12 protein-coding genes are annotated in these 16,040 nt (G+C 68.5%); 4 read left to right on the top strand and 8 right to left on the bottom strand.

Going from position 1 to position 16,040, the window contains the following annotated elements:
• Position 1: 1 nt before the first annotated feature.
• The 5 genes from narI to NGR01S_RS08065 all read right to left on the bottom strand — a co-directional run bounded on the left by narI (position 2) and on the right by NGR01S_RS08065 (position 8,346).
• Positions 2-766 (bottom strand): respiratory nitrate reductase subunit gamma, encoded by a 765-nt coding sequence (gene narI / locus NGR01S_RS08085; protein WP_063035695.1) that lies wholly within the window; start codon positions 764-766, stop codon positions 2-4.
• Entirely contained in the window at positions 763-1,620 is an 858-nt protein-coding gene (gene narJ / locus NGR01S_RS08080) for a nitrate reductase molybdenum cofactor assembly chaperone (protein WP_157107164.1), read from the bottom strand. Before narJ ends, narI begins: the two co-directional genes overlap by 4 nt.
• The gene (narH, locus tag NGR01S_RS08075; protein WP_063035542.1) at positions 1,617-3,296 is read right to left on the bottom strand and encodes a nitrate reductase subunit beta; all 1,680 of its coding nucleotides are present in this window, start codon (positions 3,294-3,296) and stop codon (positions 1,617-1,619) included. The genes narJ and narH overlap by 4 nt, the downstream gene beginning before the upstream one ends.
• The gene (locus tag NGR01S_RS08070; RefSeq protein ID WP_063035541.1) at positions 3,296-6,985 is read right to left on the bottom strand and encodes a nitrate reductase subunit alpha; all 3,690 of its coding nucleotides are present in this window, start codon (positions 6,983-6,985) and stop codon (positions 3,296-3,298) included. Before NGR01S_RS08070 ends, narH begins: the two co-directional genes overlap by 1 nt.
• A gap of 122 nt (positions 6,986-7,107) precedes the next feature.
• Positions 7,108-8,346 (bottom strand): MFS transporter, encoded by a 1,239-nt coding sequence (locus NGR01S_RS08065; protein ID WP_063035540.1) that lies wholly within the window; start codon positions 8,344-8,346, stop codon positions 7,108-7,110.
• A 271-nt stretch (positions 8,347-8,617) separates the two neighbouring features.
• Between NGR01S_RS08065 and NGR01S_RS08060 the strand changes: the two genes are divergently transcribed.
• Positions 8,618-9,364 (top strand): RluA family pseudouridine synthase, encoded by a 747-nt coding sequence (locus NGR01S_RS08060; protein ID WP_063035539.1) that lies wholly within the window; start codon positions 8,618-8,620, stop codon positions 9,362-9,364.
• A 592-nt stretch (positions 9,365-9,956) separates the two neighbouring features.
• On the top strand, positions 9,957-10,733 hold the full coding sequence (locus NGR01S_RS08055) for a metallophosphoesterase (RefSeq protein ID WP_063035538.1): 777 nt from the start codon (positions 9,957-9,959) through the stop codon (positions 10,731-10,733).
• A gap of 6 nt (positions 10,734-10,739) precedes the next feature.
• Here the strand turns inward: NGR01S_RS08055 and NGR01S_RS08050 are convergent, their stop codons facing one another.
• Both NGR01S_RS08050 and NGR01S_RS08045 read right to left on the bottom strand, forming a co-directional pair.
• Positions 10,740-11,792 carry an AraC family transcriptional regulator gene (locus NGR01S_RS08050; protein ID WP_063035537.1) on the bottom strand — a complete coding sequence of 351 codons (1,053 nt, stop codon included), beginning with the start codon at positions 11,790-11,792 and terminating at the stop codon, positions 10,740-10,742.
• A gap of 41 nt (positions 11,793-11,833) precedes the next feature.
• A complete protein-coding gene (locus NGR01S_RS08045) occupies positions 11,834-12,748 on the bottom strand; it encodes a cation diffusion facilitator family transporter (protein ID WP_281179724.1) in 915 nt (304 codons plus the stop codon).
• A gap of 221 nt (positions 12,749-12,969) precedes the next feature.
• Here NGR01S_RS08045 and NGR01S_RS08040 point away from each other — a divergent pair, with 221 nt between their 5' ends.
• Positions 12,970-15,087, top strand: coding sequence for an ABC transporter ATP-binding protein (locus tag NGR01S_RS08040; protein ID WP_063035694.1), 2,118 nt, complete (start codon positions 12,970-12,972; stop codon positions 15,085-15,087).
• Positions 15,084-15,818, top strand: a complete 735-nt coding sequence (locus NGR01S_RS08035) for a CbiQ family ECF transporter T component (protein WP_063035535.1) — start codon at positions 15,084-15,086, stop codon at positions 15,816-15,818. Before NGR01S_RS08040 ends, NGR01S_RS08035 begins: the two co-directional genes overlap by 4 nt.
• Before the next feature lie 36 nt (positions 15,819-15,854).
• On the opposite strand, the gene NGR01S_RS08030 is transcribed toward NGR01S_RS08035, so the two are convergent.
• A complete protein-coding gene (locus tag NGR01S_RS08030) occupies positions 15,855-16,040 on the bottom strand; it encodes an antitoxin (RefSeq protein WP_063035534.1) in 186 nt (61 codons plus the stop codon).

The following is a 16,040-nucleotide window of genomic DNA, read 5'->3' as shown; positions in this document are numbered from 1 at the left end:
CCTACTGGATCCGTTCCCACCCCCGCCGCTGCGGCCTGGATCCCAACTCCCGGTCCCGGCTGCGGTAGACGATATAGGGCCTGGTCAGGTACCCGATCGGCATCGAGAACACGTGGACCAGCCGGGTGAACGGCCAGAATGCGAACAGCAACCAGGCGGCGATCACGTGGAGCTGGAAACCGAGGGGCGCGGCGAGGATCAGGTCGGTGTCGGGGCGGAAGGAGAGGACGGAGCGGAACCACGGGGAGACCGTCTCCCGGTAGTCGTGCGGATGGTTGTTCGCATTGTTCACCAGTGTGGTGCCGAAGCCCAGTACCAGCGTGCCGAGCAGCAGTACGTACATGATCTTGTCGTTGCGGGTGGTCGCGGAGAAGACAGGTCCGGTGGTGCGGCGGCGGTAGATCAGGATGGCCGCACCGGCCAGGGTGGCGACACCGGCCACGATCCCGAGACTGGCGGAGGCCATGTGGTACACCGAATCGCCCACGCCGACGGCCTCGGTCCAACCCTCCGGAACCAGCAGGCCGACGATATGGCCCATGATCACCAGCAGGATTCCGTAATGGAAAAGCGGACTGCCCAGGCGCAGCAGCCGGCTCTCGTAGAGCTGGGAGGAGCGGGTGGTCCAGCCGAATTTGTCGTAGCGGTAGCGCCAGTAGTGGCCCACCAGGAAGGTCGCGATGGCGGCGTAGGGCAGGGCGACCCACAGCAGGATGTCGAACGCGGTGAGGTTCTCACCAGGTGCGGCGAGCAGCAATGAGTTCATCGGCACGCCTCCGTGTTGCTTTGCGACACCTCCGGCGCCGCATGTCGGGGCCCTCGTGATCCCGGTTCTCCACTGCGCCGATCGGTCGCTGCGCTCCTTCGCTCTGTCGCTCCGGAACCGGCGCGGGCCCCGACCTCGAACGCCGACGACCCCGGGAAGGTCGCGGCCGTCTCCGTGCCCCCCGGGGTTCTCCGGGACGCTGGTAATACGGCGGGATCGGGGAGGTGCTGTGGCGGGGCGAACGGGGCCAGGCCGACGGCTTCCTCCGGTGGGCCCGCGGCGATGAGCCGGGCGACGGCGTCCTCTTCGGTCCCGGCGAGGGCGGGGAGGGTGGCGGTGATCGATTCGAGAACGTCGGCCCAGGGCGAGCCGGTCTCCCGCAGACCGCGACGCATCACCTCGAGACCGGCTCGGTGCTCGGTGAGCAGACGCAACCCGGTCTCGGCGTTGTCGGCCGCGGCGAATTCCAGCACCACGGACAGGTGGTCGGGCAGTTCCTCCTCGGAGAGTGTCAGCCCGGCCTCGCGGTACGCCTGTTTGAACCGCAACAGGGCGACACCGCGTTTGCGGGTGTCACCGTAGGCGAAGTAGGTGAGATAAGGGCTGAATCGTTTGCGGTGGTCGAAGGTCGCCACATAGTCGGCGGCGAGTTCGAAGACAGACCGGGTTCGCACATGGCCGAGGAACCGGGTGAGCGGAGCGCCGACCGGAGGCGGCAGCGTCGCCGACACCGTGCTCAGCAGATCGAGATTACGGCGCAGGGATTCGTCCGGATAGCCGAGCAGCAGGGACTGCACCTGCCAGGCCGCGGCCCGAGTGGCCGGGTCGAGGGCGTTCGTCCTGGTCGTTTTCATCGCGGCGACTCCATGTCACCGGGACCCCGGTTTACGCCCTCCGGCGGGAACAGCCCGTCGGGAACCTTTCCGTCCCAGTTGAGCAGATTCACCCGGCCACGGCCGCCGATACTGGTGGAGGTTTCGGAGGTCTGCCGGTTGCGCAGCATCCGGAAGTTCTCCACGGCGATGGGCGAGACCCCACCCGAATTCTCGCCGAATGGCCCGGAGCCGGTCATTCCCGGACCGCCCGCGTAGTCGAGACTGCATTCGGTGGCGAGTTCTTCGAGCCCGTGCGCCGATTCGGTGTGCGCGGGTGGAATCACATAGCGCTCATCGTATTTGGCGAGGGCGAGCAACCGGAACATATCGTAGATCTGTTCACCCGACATACCGACCGCCTCGGCGATACGTTCCTGGGGTTCCCGGCCGAGATTGATATCGCGCATATAGCTGCGCATGGCGGCCAGCCGGCGCAGGATGGCGGTCACTGGGCCGGGATCGCCCGCGGTGAACAGCTGCGCGAGATAGTCCACCGGAATTCGCAATGCCTCGATCGCGGCGAAGAGATTGCCGTGATCCTCGGCGTCGTGGCCGGTATCCCGCACGATATCGACCACCGGCGACAGCGGCGGGATGTACCAGACCATGGGCATGGTGCGGTATTCCGGATGCAGGGGCAGCGCGACCTTGTAGGTGTTGATCAGCGAATAGATCGGCGACCGGTCGGCGGCCTCCACCCAGTCCCACGGAATACCCGCGCGTTCGGCCTCCCGCCGCACCTCGGGGTCGGCGGGATCGAGGAAGACCTCCCGTTGCGCTTCGTAGAGCCCGTGTTCGTCCGGGGTGGCCGCGGCCTCCAGCACTTTGTCGGCGTCGTAGAGAACGAGCCCGATATAGCGCAGTCGGCCCACGCAGGTCTCGGCGCAAACGGTCGGCAGCCCGACCTCCACCCGTGGGAAACAGAAGGTGCATTTCTCCGCCTTCCCGGTGCGGTGATTGAAATAGACCTTCTTGTAGGGACAGCCCGAGACACACATTCGCCAGCCCCGGCACCGGTCCTGGTCCACCAGGACGATGCCGTCCTCGCTGCGTTTGTAGATCGCACCCGAAGGGCACGATGCGGCACAGGACGGATTCAGGCAGTGTTCGCAGATCCGCGGCAGATAGAACATGAAGGTCTGCTCGAATTCGAAACGCACCTGTTCGGACAGTTTGCGCAGCAGCGGATCGCGGTGGCCGTATTCGGGCGCGCCGCCGAGATCGTCGTCCCAGTTCGCCGACCATTCGATTTTCGTATCCCCGCCGCTGATCAGCGATTTCGGCCGGGCTACCGGAGTGTGCCGCTGGGCCGGCGCGGTGGTCAGATTCTCGTAGTCGTAGGTCCAGGGTTCGTAGTAATCACTCAGCGCGGGCAGAATGGGATTGCTGAATATGGTGAACAATTTGCGCAGCCGGCCGCCGCCTTTGAGTTGCAATCTGCCCCGGTAGTTCAGTTCCCAGCCGCCACGCCACCGGTCCTGATCCTCGTAGGTACGCGGATAGCCCTGCCCCGGCCGGGTCTCCACATTGTTGAACCACACATATTCCACGCCCGACCGATTCGTCCACGCCTGTTTGCAGGTGACCGAACAGGTATGGCAGCCGATACATTTGTCGAGGTTCATCACCATCGCCATCTGCGCCATCACCCGCATCAGTAGCTCACCTCCTGGCTGCGACGACGGATCACGGTCACCTCGTCGCGTTGATTACCGGTGGGTCCGAGATAGTTGAACGCGAAACTGAGCTGGGCGTAGCCGCCGATGAGGTGGCTGGGTTTGACCAGCAGCCGGGTCAGCGAATTGTGGATACCGCCGCGCTGCCCGGAGGTCTCGCTGATCGGCACATCGATGAGCCGGTCCTGTGCGTGGTACATGTACACGGTCCCGGCGGGCATCCGGTGCGAGACCACCGCCCGCGCCACCACTACACCGTTGCGATTGACCGCCTCGACCCATTCGTTGTCGGCCACGCCGATGGTCGCGGCATCCGCGGGCGCCATCCAGATGGTGGGCCCGCCGCGCGAAAGACTCAGCATGAACAGGTTGTCCTGGTATTCGGAATGGATGGACCATTTGCTGTGCGGAGTGAGATAGCGGACGGTGACGCCCAGTTCCCCCGTCGAACCGAGCACGGGTTCGCCGAACAGTGCGGCCATGTTCAGCGGCGGCCGGTACACCGGCAGCCCCTCGCCGAGTTCGGTCATCCAGTCGTGGTCGAGATAGAAATGCTGGCGGCCGGTGAGCGTATGCCAGGGTTTTCGGCGTTCGATATTGATGGTGAACGGCGAATACCGGCGCCCCCCGGTTTCCGACCCCGACCATTCCGGCGAGGTGATCACCGGTACCGGGGCGGCCTGGGTGTCGGCGAAGGTGATCTGTTTACCCTCGTGTTCGGCGGCCAGATCGGCCAGCCGCACTCCGGTGCGCTGTTCGAGGGTGCGGAAACCCTCGGTGGCCAGGCGCCCGTTGGTGGTGCCGGACAGCGCCAGGATCGCCTCGCACGCCTGGATACCGCGCTGCAACGACGGCCGCCCGTCGGCCGGTCCGCCGCGGACCACGCCGTTCTTGTGCCGCAGGTACTCGACCTCCGGCCCGAAATCGAAGGTGACGCCTTTGGTGGTGCCGCCGAGTTTCTCCGCCAGCGGGCCGAGCGCGTTCATCTTCGCCGCGATCGCGCCGTAATCGCGCTCCACTACCACCAGTTTCGGCATGGTCACCCCGGGAACGGGTTCCACATCCGCGGTCTTCCAATCCGCGACCCGGCCATGCGGGGTGGCCAGTTCGTCCGGGGTGTCGTGCAGCAGCGGCACCGCGACCACATCCTTGCGGACCCCGAGCCGCGGACCGGCGAGTTCGCTGAACTTCTCGGCGATGGCCCGGAAGGCGTCCCAATCGGTGCGGGTCTGCCAGGGCGGTGCGATGGCGGGGTTGAACGAGTGCACGAATGGGTGCATATCGGTGGTGTTCAGATCGTGCTTCTCGTACCAGGTCGCGGCCGGCAGCACGATATCGGAGAACAGGGTGGTGCTGGTCATCCGGAAATCGAGGGTCAGCAGCAGGTCGAGTTTGCCGCGCGGCGCGTCCGGCCGCCACACCACATCACGCGGGCGGGCGCCGGCCGGAGTGGGTTTGGCGCGCAGCGACGATTCGGTGCCCAGCAGATGTTCGAGAAAGTACTCGTTGCCCTTGGCCGAGGAACCGAGCAGGTTGGCCCGCCACACATTCAGTATCCGCGGGAAGTTCTCCGGGGCATCGGGGTCCTCGCAGGCGAAACGCATCCGTCCCGAACGCAGTTCGGAGACCACATAGCCCGCCACCGAGCCGCCCTCGGCCGCGGCGGCATCGGCCACTTCCAATGGGTTGCGGTCGAAGGTCGGATACGACGGCATCCAGCCCAGACGCGCGGATTGCGCGATCACGTCGGCGGTGCTCATCCCCGCCAGCCGGCCGGCGCCCGGGGTGGCCGAGAGTCTGTCGGCACCGAACCAGTCGTACCGGAACTGGTCGGAATGCAGGTACCAGAAGGCGGTCTGGATCATCTGCCGCGCCGGCCGCGACCAATCGAGGGCCGAGGCCAGCTGTGTCCACCCGGTGACCGGCCGGCATTTCTCCTGGCCCACATAGTGTGCCCAGCCACCACCGTTCACGCCCTGGCATCCGGTGAGGGTGGTCAGGGCGAGGAACGCTCGGTAGATCGTGTCGGAGTGGAACCAGTGATTGGTCCCGGCGCCCATGATGATCATCGAGCGGCCGTGGCTCTCCTCGGCATTGGCCGCGAACTCGCGCGCGATCCGCAGGACCGCGGCGGCCGGTACACCGGTGATCGTTTCCTGCCAGGCCGGGGTATATGGGTGCGAGAAATCGTCGTAGTCGATGGGCCAGACCCCGGGCAGGCCGTCCCGGTGCACCCCGTACTGCGCCAGCATCAGGTCGAACACCGTGGTGACCAGCTGGCCGTTCACCCGCCGCGCCGGCACGCCGCGCCGGAGCGTCGGATCGTCACCGGCCGCGGTGTCGAAGCGGGGCAGCAGCACGGACACCGCAGTCTCGCCGAACAGTGTCAACCGGGGCACCACCCCCTCGAGGTCGAGATTCCAGTTCCCCACCCCGGCTTCGCCGTAGCGATGACCCACCGAACCGTTCGGAACGACCGGGCGGCCGGCCGCGTCGAGCACCACCGTTTTGAACGCGGCGTTCTCCACCCCGGCGTGCTCGTCGAGGTCGGCGGCGGTCAGGAACTTGCCCGGGGTGTAGCCGCCCTCGGTCTCCACCAGCCGGACCAGGAACGGCAGATCGGTGAACTGACGCACGTAGCTCGCGAAATACGGCACCTCGCGGTCCACGAAGAACTCGCGCAGCACCACCTGCCCCATCGCCATGGCCAGCGCGCCGTCGGTACCGGGGTGCGGCGCCAGCCATTCGTCGGCGAACTTCACATTGTCGGCGTAGTCCGGGGAGACCGCGACGACCTTCTGCCCGCGGTAGCGGGCCTCGGCCATCCAGTGCGCGTCCGGAGTCCGGGTCACCGGCAGATTCGACCCCCACATGATCAGATAGCCCGCGTCCCACCAGTCCCCCGATTCCGGCACATCGGTCTGATCGCCGAACACCTGCGGCGAGGCCACCGGAAGATCCGCGTACCAGTCGTAGAAGGACAGCATCGTCCCGCCCACCAGCGAGACGAACCGGGATCCGGACGCGTGCGACACCATCGACATGGCCGGGATCGGTGAGAACCCCGCGATCCGGTCCGGGCCGTACCGGGCGATGGTGTACACATGGGCGGCCGCGATCATCTCGGTCGCCTCGTCCCATGTGGCCCGCACCAGACCGCCCTTACCGCGCGCGGATTTGTACCGCCGGGCCGAATCCGGGTCCTCGACGATCGTTTCCCAGGCGGTCACCGGATCGCCGGTGGCGGCCTTCGCGGCGCGATACATCTCCAGCAGCACACCTCGCACATACGGGTAGCGCACCCGGGTCGGCGAGTAGGTGTACCAGGAGAACGCGGCACCGCGCGGACAACCACGCGGCTCGTATTCGGGTTTGTCGGGGCCCACCGACGGATAGTCGGTCTGCTGGGTCTCCCAGGTGATGATCCCGTCCTTGACATAGATCTTCCAGGAACACGATCCGGTGCAGTTCACGCCATGCGTAGAACGCACCACCTTGTCGTGGCTCCAGCGGTCCCGGTAGAACTCGTCCGCCTGCCGCCCGCCCACCTCGAACATCGAACGCCGGTCCGGGGAGATCTGCGCGCGGGTGAAGAACCGCCGGGTACCCACCAGCGCTTCGGTCAGTTCGTCGTCGAGCCCCGCCTGCCGCGGGCGGCGATGAGTCATAGAACCTCCTTCGAAGTGTGCACTCGTGGTCTGTGGAAGCCGTGGTAGCGGCGGTATCGCACCTCCCTCGAGGTGTGTGGTGGCGGCCCCGCGAAGGCCGGAGCGCCGGCTGAGGTATCGCCTCATATGTGGTCCCGCTCCACCTGGTGGCGCACCACGATCAGCGTGAACAGCAGCGCGACCAGCGCCACCACCGCGAGCGCCAGCAGACCCGGGCCGTAGTCGGAGGTCGCCTCGTAGACGGCGCCCATCACCAGCGGCGGCACGAAGCCGCCCAGCCCACCGGCCGCCCCCACGAACCCGGTGACCGCTCCGACTCTGCCCGCGGGCGCGATCAGGGCGACCAGCGCGAAGGTGGCGCCGCTACCCGCGCCGAGCGCGGCGGCCAGCACCAGGAAGGCGAGGGTGCCGACCGGCGCCAGGCCTGGGGTCGTGGCCTGCACGGAGGCGGCGATCACGACGGCACACAGCATGGCGGCGAGCACCGTCGGCGCGTCGAACCGATCGGCCAGCCAGCCGCCGACCGGTCGCATGACCACCGCGAGCAGCACGAACCCGGCCATCCGGTTGGCCGCGTCGGTCTGGGACAGGTCGTAGGCGGTGCGCAGATAAGAGGGCAGGTAGACGGAGAACGCCACGAAGCCGCCGAAGGTGACGGCGTAGAGCGCCGAAGCCGCCCAGGTCGCGGGCAGCCGTACGGTCCGGTTCAGCCGGGCGGTGACGGATTCGGTGGGTGGGGTGTGGCCGGGTGCGTCACGGAGCAGATACCAGGCGGCGGTCGCGTAGATCACCAGCGCGGCCGCGCACAGCAGGAACGGTGTGGCGGTATTGCCCGCGTCCACCAGGCGCACGGTGGTCAGGGCGCTGATGGCGGTACCACCCATGCCCATCCCGTACACACCGATCGCCAGCCCCTGCTTCTCGGGCGGGAACCAGGCACTCACGAACGGGACACCGACCGCGAACACCGTGCCGCCGATGCCGAGGAAGAAACCGCCGATCAGCAGGGCTGCCAACGCGGAATGCCCGACCAGGCCCAGGAACAGCACCGGCAGCACCGTGATCAGCGAAACCGCCGGGAACATCAGACGCCCGCCGTAGCGGTCGGCCAGCGCGCCGATCGGGATCCGTCCCAGCGAACCCACGATCACCGGAACGGCCACTACCAGCGATTCCTGGAAGGAATTCAGCCCGAGGTCGTCGCGGAACCGCGGCGCGAGCGGGCTCAGCAGCGCCCACGCCCAGAAATTGAGCGCGAAACCCACCGTGGCCAGGACCAGCATCAGCGTGCGCGCGCCGGTCACGGTACGGTCGCCGGCTCTGGCTCGGCCCGGATCCAGCGGAGTCGAAGAGGCCACCATCACTCCTGGGGAGATCGGTCCGGCTAGCTCTCGCGCCCGATGGACACCTTGTCCCACCGCTCGACGGGCGATTCGGTCGTCGAACGCGGTCGGGAAGGCCAGACCCTCCCGAACCGCCGATATCGCGATATCACTGACTCACGGCCTGCTGTCGCCATTGTGCCTGCTACGGGCCCCGACTCACGGCTCACTCGCCGATTCCGGGAGTGGCGTGATATCACCGGCGGAGCCTGCTCGACCGCACGCCGTCGTCGGCTCCTAGGCTCGACCGGTGGATATCGACTGGCCCGAGCTACGCGCCCGCAGCCTGCTCATCGCGGACGAGGCGGTGCTGGCCCTGAACAAACCCGCCGGGATATCGGTCACCGGGGAGCGCCACGATATCGATATCGTGGCCGCCGCCGAGGCGCACGGCGAGAAGCTGTACCCGGTCCACCGGATCGACAAGGTGACCTCGGGCCTCATCCTGTTCGCCCGGGAACTGTCCGCCCACGGCCCGCTGACCCGCCAGTTCAACAAGCAGACCGCCGACAAGGTCTACCTGGCGATCGTCGCCGCCGGTTCTCCCGAACTCCCCGATACCGGGACCATCGATCTCCCGCTCAGCGTGGGTCGCAAGAACCGCGTCCGGGTCGCCGCCCCGCGCGAAACGATCCGCCGCGCCGGCGACCGCTGGTCCGTTGCCGAAGCGGACCTGCTGAACACCAAGAACTACCCCTCGACCACCGAGTTCACCGTCCTCGCCCGGCACCGCGAGCACACCGTCGTAGCGCTGCGCCCGACCACCGGCCGCCGCCACCAGCTCCGCGTACACCTGGCCTGGATCGGCCACCCCCTCCTCGGCGATCCCCTGTTCGACCGCTCCGGCACCATCCCGCGCGCCCATCTGCACTCCTGGCGCCTCGGCCTGGCCGCCGAGTGGCGCCCCGACGGCAGACTGGATCTGGAGGCCCCGCCCGGCGACGATTTCTGGTCACCACTCCCCGGTCCGCCACCCGCCCTGCCCGGGCCTCGGTAAACCCCGAATCCTGCGTGGCCACCACCGGGCCATCGTGAACGCCTCGATATTCGGTGGCCGAGGCCGAAGCGTTCTTCGGCTCCGGCTCGTGCGCACTGATCGCCGTTGCCGAACCGCCCGGGGCCGGTTTCGGCCCGTGGTCCTCGGCACCCGGCCGCGATAGCTACCCGCCCCGAGCTCGGGGGCGGGCTGTTTCTTTCCGGCGCTGCATCGGCTGATGCCGAGGCGTTCCCGGTGATACCGAGGCGTACCCGACGACGTCTCGATTGCAGCGGTCCCGGCCACATCCCGCAGCACCCCGCCCGGTGGTGTCCTCCCTCTCACCCGCACTGTTCGCACTGGCCAACTGCCCTAAGCTGGTCGAAGGACCCAGCACCGGACCGGGACACACGGTTGACGAACGCGGCGCCGGACCGGGACCCCAGGCGGTGTCGAGTCTTACGAGACCCTGAAAGGGGCGAGGCCCGTCCCGCCGTTCACCCCTCGAAGCGAATGTGGCGAAGCCACGAGTCTCGAGGGTTGAACGGCGGGACCTTCGGGGGCCTCGCCCCCACGGCGCCGAAGGCGCCGCAAATAAACACAGGAGCGTCCGATGATCTTGGTGGCTCAGATCAGCGATACACATTTCGATCTCGGCACCCGTAACACCGAACGGGCGCAGCGGGTCATGGCCTATCTCGCGGATCTGCGGCGGCGGCCCGATGTGATCGTGGTGACCGGCGATATCACCGATTCCGGCAAACCGGAGGAGTACGCCGAGGCCCGGGCGGCGCTACAGGCCGATCTGCCGGTGCTGGCGATTCCGGGGAATCACGACGAGCGGGCGGCGTTCCGGGAGGTGCTGCTCGGCGCGCCCCCGCTCGACGACCCCGTCAACCAGGTGCACCGGGTCCGCGGTGTCACGCTGATCCTGCTCGATTCCAGTGTTCCGGGGCAGTCCGCCGGGCGGCTGACCGACGAAACCTACGACTGGTTGCACGCGACTCTCGCCGAGACCCCCGCCGACGATTCCGTTCTGCTGGCGCTGCACCATCCCCCGGTGTTCTTGCACAGCCCGATCGTGGATCCCATCGCGCTGGCCGGGCCGGAGCGACTGGCCGCGGTCATCACCGGCGACGAACGGATCATCGGCACGCTGACCGGGCACGCGCACACCGCCGCGGTCGCCACCTTCGGCGGGCGGCCGCTGCTCATGGGCCCGAGTACCGCCTCGGTGCTCGGCGGTGAATGGGAACTCGCGCCGCCCGAGCGGGTGATGGACTACGCGCCGGACCCGGCGGTCGCGCTGCACGTCATCGACGACGAACACCGGCTGATCAGCCATTTCCGCAGCGTCCCGATGGGCGGCTGGATCGGTACGCCGTTCTGATCCGATTCAGTACCGGCCGGCGCGGGCTCGCCGGTAGGCGGCGGGGGTGCCGCCGGTCCAGCGCCGGAACGCGTAGATGAAGGTCGAGGCCTCCGCATAGCCGAGCCGGATCGCCACATCACTCACCGACAGCGGGGTGGTGGTCAGCATCTCCTCCGCCAAGGCTTGGCGTACTTCGTCCAACAGGGCCCGATAGCTGGTACCGGCGGCGTCGAGATGGCGGCGCAGGGTACGGGTGCTCATGTTCAGGTCGGCGGCCACGGTGTCGATACCGGGCGGCGCGGTGAGTCCGTCCATCCCGCCGCGGGGCACCAGCCGCGCGCGCACCTCCGCGGCGATCCCGGTTCGCGCCCGCCGCCGGTGCACCAGGTCTCGGCACTGTGCCAGGCAGATGGCCAGTGTGTGTTCGTTGGCCTGTGGTAGCGGCCGGTCCAGGATCGCCGGGTCGATGGCCACCAGATGGTGCGGCTGTCCGAACCGCGGCCGGGCCACGGTCACCTCGGCGAGCAGGTCGGCGTAGGCCGGTTCGGGGAATCGGAATTCGGCACGCACCAGGGCGAGGTGCCGGCCCAGCAGATCGCTCATCACCTGGTGCATGGCGGTCACATCGCGTTCCACCAGGAACTGACGGATATCGGCGGGCACCGATTCGTCGTGGATGCGGCCGATGAATTCGCCGTGCTCCCACTGGGTCACCGGCAGGCAGAAGGTGAAGCTCAGTTCGAGGTAGCGCAGGGCGAAATCGATCGCCTGGGCCAGGGTGGGGCTGCTGACACAGGCGAAACCGAAGATGCCGAAGGTGGTGATGCGGTAGCGCCGGCCCACCTCGATGCCCATACCGGGGCGGTCGAGTTCGCGGACCAGGTTGCGCACCACCGCGAGTTCGGTGTGTGCGTCGATCTGCGCGTCCGGGTCGTGCAGCCGCGCTTCGGTGAGATCGGTTCCGCGCAGTAGTGCGGCGGTGGGAACTCCGTGCTCCGCGCCGTATCCGGCCATGAGCGCGACACTGGCGACTCCCCGCGGGAAGTCCCAGTCCCGGATCGACGGACGTTGCACCATGCCGACATTATGGCCGAATATCTCGATTGGTCATGATGCGGTCACCAGGACAGCTCCGCGCACCGGCGGGCGGTATCGGTGGTCTCCACCTGGAGGGTCGCGTGGTGGATGTGGAAGCGATCGGCGAGCAGGTGCTGGGCGGCGCGTAGTACCTCGTCACCGGAATCGGATCCGGTGGTGGTGATATGGGCCGAGGCGACCTCCATACCCGAGGTCAATGTCCATACGTGCAGGTCGTGCACATCGCAGACGCCCGGGACCGCGGCCAGTTCGGCCGCCACCTTCTCGACGTCGAGCTCTTCGGGGCTGTGCTGGAACAGGATGCGCAGCGCGCGCCGGGCCAGCAGATAGGTGCGGGGCAGCACCCACAGGCCGATGGCGACGCCGACGATCATATCGGCGTAGAGCCAGCCGGTGGTCAGCGTGATCGCGGCGGACAGCAGCACACCGAACGACCCGACCATATCGGCCAGAACCTCCAGATAGGCGCCGCGCACATTGAGGCTCTCCTCGGCTCCGCGCCGCAGCAGCAGGAAGGCCGCGATATTGGCCAGCAGGCCGATGACACCGGCGGCCAGCACCGGCCCACCGGGCACCTCCGGCGGTTCCCCGAAGCGGCGCACCGCCTCGATCAGTACATACCCGGCGACCGCGAACAGCAGGACGGCGTTGGCGAGTGCGGCGATCACCTCGGCCCGGTAGTAACCGAAGGTACGGGTATAGCTGGGTCGCGTATTGCGGGCGAGCATGATGGCCGACAACGCCATGGCGATACCCACGACATCGGTGAGCATATGGGCGGCGTCCGAGAGCAGTGCCAGCGAACCGGTGGCCAGCGCGACCACCAGCTCGATCAGCATGAATCCCAGGCCGATGGCCAGGGCGATCCCCAGACGGCCGACATATTTCCCGGAAGCACTCTCCGGTGATACGTGATGCTTATGATCATGTCCCACCCGACAAACATATGCGTCAATGCGCATGCTTGCAACACCGTCGATTCGCGTCCACCCGCCGGGCTGGCAGACTCGAGTACGTGAGCGACCAGTCCGCAGCCCCCCGTCCCGGCGCACCGGACCCGGCCGCCGGCGAGCCGGGCGCGACCGTGCTCGGCACGACCGCGTCCGACGGCGACGACCACGGCACCGCGCCGAGCCGGACCGAGCGCGGCGGGGCGCTGCGTCCCATCGAGCTCGCCACCGGCGCGGTACTCGGCGGCGTCACCGTCGGACTGGTGACCGTCGGCGCCGTGATCCCCTTCGCGGCCGCCCTGCAACTGGTCGCGGCCGTGCCCATGGGCCTGCTCGCACACCGCTACCGATTCCGGACCGTACTCACCGCCTCGATCTCGGCCGCCCTGGTCACCTTCGTGGCGGCCGGCCTCACCGCCGCCATGGCGATGGTGGCCACCGCCACCATCGGCGGCATCGTCGGCACGGTCAAACGTCGCCGCGGCGGTATCGTCGCGGTCACCGGGCTCTCGGTTCTCGCCGGTGTCGCCTGGGGCGCATTCTCGGTCGGCTTCCTGCTGGCCTTCTCCGCCACCCGCGACCTGCTCTTCGACACCGTCCGCAACACCGCGACGGGCCTGGCCGAACTCACCTCCCGCCAGCAGCACCTGGAACCGCTCGGCCGCGGTGTCCTGCACGCCACCGATGTGGTCCTGCAGTGGTGGTGGGTCTACATCGGCGGCACCGTCCTGGCCGGGACCGTGGTCACCGCGCTGGTCTCGTGGTTCGTGCTCGGGTCCGTGCTGGACCGTCTCGCCTGGCTCCCCGGCACCGACCGCCTCGACGCCCCCGCCGACGACCGCCCGATAGCCCCCTTGCCGGTGACCCTGCGCGCGGCCGGATACCGGTACCCCGGCGGCACCGCCGACGCGTTGACCGGTGTCGACCTGCGGGTCGAGGTCGGCGAATTCGTCGCGGTGGTCGGCCACAACGGGTCCGGGAAATCGACTCTCACCCGGCTGCTGGCGGGATTGCCGCCGAGCAGCGGGTCGGTCGAACGGCCCGGCTCCGCGGGGCTCGGCCATCTGGGCGGGACGGCGCTGGTCCTGCAGCGGCCGGAAAGCCAGACGCTGGGTGTGCTGGTCGCCGACGATGTGGTCTGGGGACTACCCACCGCCCTCGCGGCCGAGGTCGATATCGACGCCCTGCTGAACGAGGTCGGGCTGGACGGGATGGGCGACCGGGAGACCGCCACCCTGTCCGGTGGCCAGCAGCAGCGACTGGCGGTCGCGGCGGCCCTGGCGCGGCGACCGGCCCTGCTCATCGCCGACGAAGCCACCTCCATGATCGACCCGGACGGCCGCCGCGAACTGGTGACACTACTGGCCGGGCTGCCGAAACGGCACGCCATGGCCGTCGTCCTGGTGACCCATCACGAAGCCGACGCCGACGCCGCCGACCGGGTGGTGCATCTGGCCGCAGGCCGGATGGTCGGCCGGCTGCCCGCCTGGCCGAAACCGGCCCGGGCCCGGCGCCACCGTCCCATGGGCGAGACGCTGCTCGAATTGCGCGGGGTCCGGCACACCTACAACCGCGGCACACCGTGGGAGGCGCCCGCCCTGCACGGTGTCGACCTGTCGGTCCGCCGCGGGGAAGCACTGCTGGTGGTCGGCGGGAACGGGTCGGGAAAATCGACCCTGGCCTGGATCATGGCCGGACTCATCGCGCCCAGCACCGGACGCTGCGAGCTGGCGGGCAAGCCGGTCAGCAAACAGATCGGCCGGGTGGAACTGGCCTTCCAGCATTCCCGGCTGCAGCTACAACGGCATACCGTCGGCGAGGAGGTCGCCGATTGGGGCGGCGAAGGCACCGGTTCGGGCACCGTGGGCAAGGCCCTGGATGCCGTCGGCCTCGACCGCTCCCTGACCACCCGGTCCATCGAAGAACTCAGCGGCGGCCAGGCCAAACGGGTGGTGCTGGCCGCTATAGTCGCCGCCCACCCACAGGTGGTGGTGCTGGACGAACCACTGGCCGGACTGGATCCCGAGGGCCGCGCCGATATCGTCGAACTACTGGCCCGGCTCCGCGATTCGGGGCTCACGCTGATCGTCATCTCCCACGATGTGGAGGATGTGGCGGCCATCTGCGATCGCACCGTCCACCTGCGCGCGGGCCGTATCCCGGAAACCGAGACGGCGGCCGCCGCCGTGCCCGGCGGGGAGGCCGACACCGCACCCATTCCGGCTGTCCATCCGTCCGGTCCGGCTCACCGGCGCGCCCCGGGCGCGGCCTGGCGGTTGCGCGGCGGCGACGCCCACGGCATCGACCACGGAGGCACCCCATGAGCACCGTCCTGCTGCGCCGGGTCCCGGTGGCCAGCCCGGTCCACAACCTGTGGGCCGGAACCAAGATGATCGCCGCGTTCCTGATCAGCCTGCTGCTGATGATCCTGCCGAGCTGGCCGATCCTCGGCGTCATGATCGTGTTCCTGATCGCGATCGGACTCGTGGCCCGGCTGCCGCTGGGGGTACTGCCCCGCCTGCCGCTACTGTTCTGGCTGCTGATCGCGCTCGGCGCACTGATCAATGTGCCGGTCGGTGGCGCCGCCGTACTGCGCTACGCGCAGGTGGTCGTGTTCGGGCTGATCCTGGTGGCCGCGTCCATGCTCATCGCCTGGACCACACCTATGAGCGAAATCGCTCCCGCCCTGGCCACTCTCGGCCGGCCGCTGCGCCGCCTGCGGGTACCGGTGGACGAGCTGGCCGTGGTGGTGGCGCTGACCCTGCGCGGCCTCCCCCTGCTGCTCGAGGAGATCCGTATCCTGCGCGCCGCCCGCCGCCTGCGCCCCAAACCCGATCTGCTGCGCCGCACCACCGACCCGGTCATCGATATCCTCACCGCCGCCATGGCGGTATCCACCCGGCGGGCCGGCGAACTGGGTGAAGCGATTACCGCCCGGGGCGGGACGGGACAGCTCACCGCCCGCCCGGCCGCCCCCGGCCGCAACGACGCCTTCGCCCTGGTAGTGGTGGTAGCGGTCTGCGCCGGAGCGCTCACCGCCGAACTTCTGATCTGACCGGGCACAGTCACGAGAGGCCGGTTCCGGCCACGGTTACTTCTGCTTCTGGTCGCGCACCGCTTTCCGCGCCGCCTCCTGCGCCTTGTCCACCTGCCCCGCGTATTTGCCGCCGGTCTTCTTGTCCACCGCGTCGCCGACCTTCTCGATCAGCGGGTCGACCTTGTCGGCGTTCTTGCGCGCCAGACCCAATGCCTTGTTCGCCAGACCCTTGAAATCCAT

The organism is Nocardia grenadensis NBRC 108939 (assembly GCF_001613445.1).
Taxonomy (GTDB): Bacteria; Actinomycetota; Actinomycetes; order Mycobacteriales; family Mycobacteriaceae; genus Nocardia; species Nocardia grenadensis.
Note: the sequence above shows the minus strand (reverse complement) of the source record. Positions and strands in the feature narration are given on the sequence as shown.

What these genes read in the sequence shown, in the direction of transcription:
- narI (WP_063035695.1), bottom strand. Translation starts at nt 766, where the DNA reads ATGAACTCATTGCTGCTCGCCGCACCTGGTGAGAACCTCACCGCGTTC.
- narJ (WP_157107164.1), bottom strand. Translation starts at nt 1,620, where the DNA reads ATGAAAACGACCAGGACGAACGCCCTCGACCCGGCCACTCGGGCCGCG.
- narH (WP_063035542.1), bottom strand. Translation starts at nt 3,296, where the DNA reads ATGCGGGTGATGGCGCAGATGGCGATGGTGATGAACCTCGACAAATGT.
- NGR01S_RS08070 (WP_063035541.1), bottom strand. Translation starts at nt 6,985, where the DNA reads ATGACTCATCGCCGCCCGCGGCAGGCGGGGCTCGACGACGAACTGACC.
- NGR01S_RS08065 (WP_063035540.1), bottom strand. Translation starts at nt 8,346, where the DNA reads ATGGTGGCCTCTTCGACTCCGCTGGATCCGGGCCGAGCCAGAGCCGGC.
- NGR01S_RS08055 (WP_063035538.1), top strand. Translation starts at nt 9,957, where the DNA reads ATGATCTTGGTGGCTCAGATCAGCGATACACATTTCGATCTCGGCACC.
- NGR01S_RS08050 (WP_063035537.1), bottom strand. Translation starts at nt 11,792, where the DNA reads ATGGTGCAACGTCCGTCGATCCGGGACTGGGACTTCCCGCGGGGAGTC.
- NGR01S_RS08035 (WP_063035535.1), top strand. Translation starts at nt 15,084, where the DNA reads ATGAGCACCGTCCTGCTGCGCCGGGTCCCGGTGGCCAGCCCGGTCCAC.
- NGR01S_RS08030 (WP_063035534.1), bottom strand. Translation starts at nt 16,040, where the DNA reads ATGGATTTCAAGGGTCTGGCGAACAAGGCATTGGGTCTGGCGCGCAAG.